Annotated in this window: 3 protein-coding genes and 2 pseudogenes; 4 read left to right on the top strand and 1 reads right to left on the bottom strand. The window is 35.4% G+C overall.

The genetic code is table 11. From position 1 onward, the window contains the following. Positions 1 to 262 precede the first annotated feature (262 nt). Both IC220_RS06080 and IC220_RS06075 read left to right on the top strand, forming a co-directional pair. The gene (locus IC220_RS06080; RefSeq protein WP_188153597.1) at positions 263 to 2,260 is read left to right on the top strand and encodes a collagen-like domain-containing protein; all 1,998 of its coding nucleotides are present in this window, start codon (positions 263 to 265) and stop codon (positions 2,258 to 2,260) included. A 19-nt stretch (positions 2,261 to 2,279) separates the two neighbouring features. Continuing rightward, positions 2,280 to 3,590, top strand: coding sequence for a hypothetical protein (locus IC220_RS06075; RefSeq protein WP_188153596.1), 1,311 nt, complete (start codon positions 2,280 to 2,282; stop codon positions 3,588 to 3,590). A 148-nt stretch (positions 3,591 to 3,738) separates the two neighbouring features. Here the strand turns inward: IC220_RS06075 and IC220_RS06070 are convergent. Continuing rightward, a pseudogene (locus IC220_RS06070) lies at positions 3,739 to 3,835 on the bottom strand (IS481 family transposase); the annotation flags it as partial. A gap of 128 nt (positions 3,836 to 3,963) precedes the next feature. On the opposite strand from IC220_RS06070, the pseudogene IC220_RS06065 reads away from it, so the two are divergent. Further along, positions 3,964 to 4,276, top strand: a pseudogene (locus tag IC220_RS06065) (transposase); the annotation flags it as partial. Positions 4,277 to 4,351: 75 nt separating this feature from the next. Further along, positions 4,352 to 4,618 (top strand): helix-turn-helix domain-containing protein (locus IC220_RS06060; protein WP_188153595.1); only part of this gene is annotated, 267 nt, incomplete at its 3' end.

Here is a 4,618-nt window from a genome sequence, read left to right as displayed (position 1 = left end):
CCTGTTCGCCCTATCCACATCACTGCTGCTATGAACTTTCTGTTGTCCTTTGCACTCCTTCCACTATCCCCTTTCTTTCCGGGTAAACTCTCCTTTATCCTTTCCCATTGCTTATCTTTTAAGTCGTATAACATCCTTAGCTTCTCTCAAAAATTGTTATTATAACTCCTTTCTTTTTGAATGTCTACACTACCTAGTCACTACTAGAGCTACTGAGTTTAAGGAGTTAATACTTAACTCTACTGACTCTAACGGTAAGACGTTGACAAAAGAGCTTGCAAGTAGTTCAGATCTGCATACTGGAATTGCAAAAAAATTAGTTAATGGTACAGATATTATTAGTAAGGTGCTTGAGTCCCGTAATGAAGACGGAGATTTAGTATTAGAGCAGCAAATTACAGGAAAACTTATTTATAATAGAGATATCCACAAAGAAATAGCTAGTAAGCTAATTGATGAAAAAGCTCAAGATTTAGCTGATGCATTACTAGGCCAGGGCAATGGTACATTAGTCAAGAAACTTGCAAGTAGTGATGAGTTAGCACAAAGTATTTCAAAGGAATTAAAACGAGATCCAGGAGAAGCACGAGGTCCCCAAGGTGTTAAAGGTGCATCTGGAAGGAGAGGTGAAACTGGTCTACCGGGGACACTGGGACAAAAAGGTGAAATTGGAGCTCCAGGGGCTCAAGGTTCAGTTGGTCCCCAGGGTGAAATTGGATTGCCTGGAACTTCTGGATTAAAAGGAGATATAGGCCCTCAAGGAGAAAAGGGTGATAGAGGTGAAATTGGATTGTCTGGAACTTCTGGATTAAAAGGAGATATAGGTCCTCAAGGAGAAAAAGGTGATGTCGGATTGCCTGGAGATAGAGGAGAAACTGGTTCTCCTGGAATATTGGGACAAAAAGGTGATGCTGGATTGCCTGGTATTAAAGGAGTAGATGGTGCTCCGGGAATGAACGGATTGCCAGGAATTTCTGGTATCAAAGGAGATACAGGTCCTCAGGGTCCAGTTGGTCCCCAGGGTGAAATTGGATTGCCTGGAATGTCTGGAGCTAAAGGAGATACAGGTCCTCAGGGTCCAGTTGGTCCCCAGGGTGAAATTGGATTGCCTGGAACGGAAGGCATACAAGGGAATAAAGGAGATATAGGTCCTCAAGGTGATATGGGATTATCAGGAACTCCTGGGTTAAAAGGAGATATAGGTCCTCAAGGAGAAAAAGGTGATGTCGGATTGCCTGGAACGGAAGGCATACAAGGGAATAAAGGAGATATAGGCCCTCAAGGAGTACCAGGGATGTCTGGATTGCCTGGAATTCCTGGTGTCAAAGGAGATATAGGTCCTCGAGGAGCAGATGGAGTAGGTGCCGCGGAAGTTGAAAGGTTTTTGCTTAGTATGAATCAAACAAAGCTTGAAATCCAGAATGCTAAAGAAGCGGTGGAAGTGGCTAAAAATGCTTCTGAAGTTTTTGCTAAAAAAGCTCAAGATGCCAGAAATGAGACTATAAAATTACATGCTGCAGTAGTGAATTTGAATAATATAACTGAAGTTATAAAAAAAGATGCTGAGGGATTTGCAAGAAGAGCATCTCAATCAATGCAAAATGCTGAGGCTTTTTTTGGTAAAACAAAAAATATATTCTGTAAAAAAGAACCTACGGATCCTGTTTGTCCTGTACGTAGAAGAAAAAGGGAAACTGAAAATTTAAATAATCAACCAGTGACAAGTGGAGCAGGTAGTTTATCTTCATCTTCATGGATAAACATTTTTGCTAATACTATTGCAAATACTGTTAGAAGTGCTTTTCAATTCATCTCTTCTTCTTCCAAACCTACTATACCATCTAAAGCTGTGATAACTCAAGGTACCGATATAAACGCATTATATATTACAACAAGATTTGAGAAAGTATTGAAGTGTGCAGCAGTTAAATCTGGTATATCATCTAAAAACTTAAGATTTAATCCAATAGAACTACATACAGCTATTGTAGATAAGTCATTTAGTGATGATGAGCTGTTGGAATTCTTGTGTACAGCTGCAAAAGAATCATGCCTTAATTGCAAACAGACCGATGAATGTTTGGCTGCTTTTAAAGATCATATGAAAGAAGTGTTAAAAAATAATGAGCAAAAAAGGGGTTTTATTAATATTGAGAAAATAGCGACGGATAATGAACAGCCAGGAAATGTTATGAGTGATATTGCAATTTCTGGATTTAGTTCCATTAATCAGAGTGCAGTTGTTGGCTATCTAACGTAAGGAAAGTGATAAGGATAGTATGGAACAATATACATTTAAAGTAGATAGTAAAGATCCGCTCTATAAGAAGCTGATAAAACTTCCTACTGCATACTACAGGTTAAAGGGTAACAGTGATAAGTATGCTATCGAATCATACATTGGTACGGTTGAAGTGAGGAACATCAGTGATGTAGAGTTACAGAAGAGAAACGATAAAATAGTTTTATGTAAAGGGGATTTAGTTCTGAAGCTACAAAATGGCGAAGACTTTGTTATAGAACAAGAAGCTATTATTGGTGAAAATAAAAATAGTATTTTAGATGAACTTGAAACGGAAAAAGCAAATATTACATTACAAAACATAGGAAATGTGCTATATTCTGGTATTAACCTATCACTTTATAAGCCTGGAAACTCATTATTAACTGGATCACTGAATTTTATTAATTTTTATGATGAAAATGATATAGCATCAAAAGAAATCAAAGAAAAAACAGATGGATTTTATTTAACAATAAAAGGTAGTGATACGGATTGCCTTAGAACTGTCTATATATCAGACAAAAATGGAAATAGGCTTTCAAAATATAGTGACTATCAGTATCAATATAAACCAGATATAGCAGAACTAGAAACAATAGATAGCTTAATTAAGGCTAGCAACACAAAGCAGAAATTTACTTTGCAAAAAGGAAAAGAATTATCGGATAATATTTATGAAGCAAACATTGTCTTAAATGATAATCCTATGGCTACTTTACAAAAAATAGGTTATTACATGCTCAATGATCAATTGGTCATACGTAACCATGTTACAAAAGAAGAGATAGTTATTCCACGAGATTTTCACTATTTAAAAGTTGCTAAATGTAATAATAGTAATTATAAGCTAACATTTTGCAATTTTTTAGGTAATGAATTTTTTGAATATAAAAGATATGATCCACAGTACTCACACGTTTCAGATGAATATAAATTTATCAGTTTAAATTGTGCAGAAAAAATCTACAACACAAATTTTGCATGGTTACATGACAATCAGCCATTGTTTTTTCTTACAGAAGAATTTGTTGAACCAGATTTCCCAGATCACTATTCAGTTGCTGTATACGAATTAGTTAATGGTAAAAAAGGTAGACAAATAGTCACATTGGTTGATGAATTTGGTTATTTTAATAAAAATGGTCAGTTTAAATATCACAATTATTATACAGGAACGAAGTACACTTGTAATCCTTGCAGGGAGATGAGTATAGAAAAGAAGTGCACGGTAATATATGAAAATAGTGAGTTTTATTCTGTAGAAAATGATAATATAATTCTTCATAATACTTCCATGTTTATTTGAACCATATAGCTATAGTGATTTTAAAAATGAATGATAAAATTGAATTGATAGAATAAGAGGTAAATAGTGGTATACAGTGTAGATTTAAGAGAAAAAGCATATCTAATGGTGGAAAAAAGGGAAGTCAAAATCTGAAGTAGCAGAGCTCCTAGGTGTATGGTCCCAAAGTATGATGGAAGTATAAATAAATCAGGAAATTTTGTCCACTGATCACATATGAATTCATAAGGTGTGAGACCCTTTAAGAGGGAGTGTTAAATAAACTGTGTCAAACCGAAAAATGATATATTATTGATATAAAAAATGGAGGTTTAACAAATGAAAGAAAAAAGAGCAAACAACTATGTTGGATTAGTAAGAATTAGAGACAAATATCCTGTCATCTATAAGAGAAGGTAAACCACTAACCGGAAGAGAAGGAGCACTGACACCTTTGATAAAGAAGTTGCTAGAGGCAAGCCTAGAAGGGGAAATGGAGAGTTATTTATCAAATAATAGGGAAGAAGAAAATAATCGTAGAAACGGCAAAAGTGCGAAAACTTTACGTACAAGCTCAGGATCATTTGAGCTGCTGACGCCAAGGAATCGAGAAGGAAGTTTTGAACCGCAAAAAGAGACAAACAAGTCTACATCCTGAGCTTGAAACGAAGGTCTTGAGCATGTTCGCAAGTGGTATGGGATACAAAAGACCCCCTGCAAAACGAGGAAAAAAGTAGAAAAACAAAAAAAAGCGTATAAAATGAGAGTTTTAGTGAGAGAAAATGGCAATAAATTATGCAAAAGTGGCAAAAACCCCTTATATTTTCAGACAATTAACAGGTCTAAAAATAGAAGAATTTGAAAAAATCGTGGAAAAAGTGAGGCCGGAGTGGGAAAAAATGGAGGCAAAAAAGAAATGTCACGGAAGAAAATCGCACGTTGAAACACTAGAAGACAAAATATTATGCGTTCTCATTTATTATAGAACGTACATAACACATCCATTTTTGGGATTTTTGTTTAACTTGCACAACTCAAATATCTGCCGA

This window comes from Wolbachia endosymbiont of Pentalonia nigronervosa (assembly GCF_014534705.1).
Lineage (GTDB): Bacteria > Pseudomonadota > Alphaproteobacteria > Rickettsiales > Anaplasmataceae > Wolbachia.
Note: the sequence above shows the minus strand (reverse complement) of the source record. Positions and strands in the feature narration are given on the sequence as shown.

Coding starts and splice junctions, on each gene's coding strand:
- IC220_RS06075 (WP_188153596.1), top strand. CDS start 2,280: ATGGAACAATATACATTTAAAGTAGATAGTAAAGATCCGCTCTATAAG.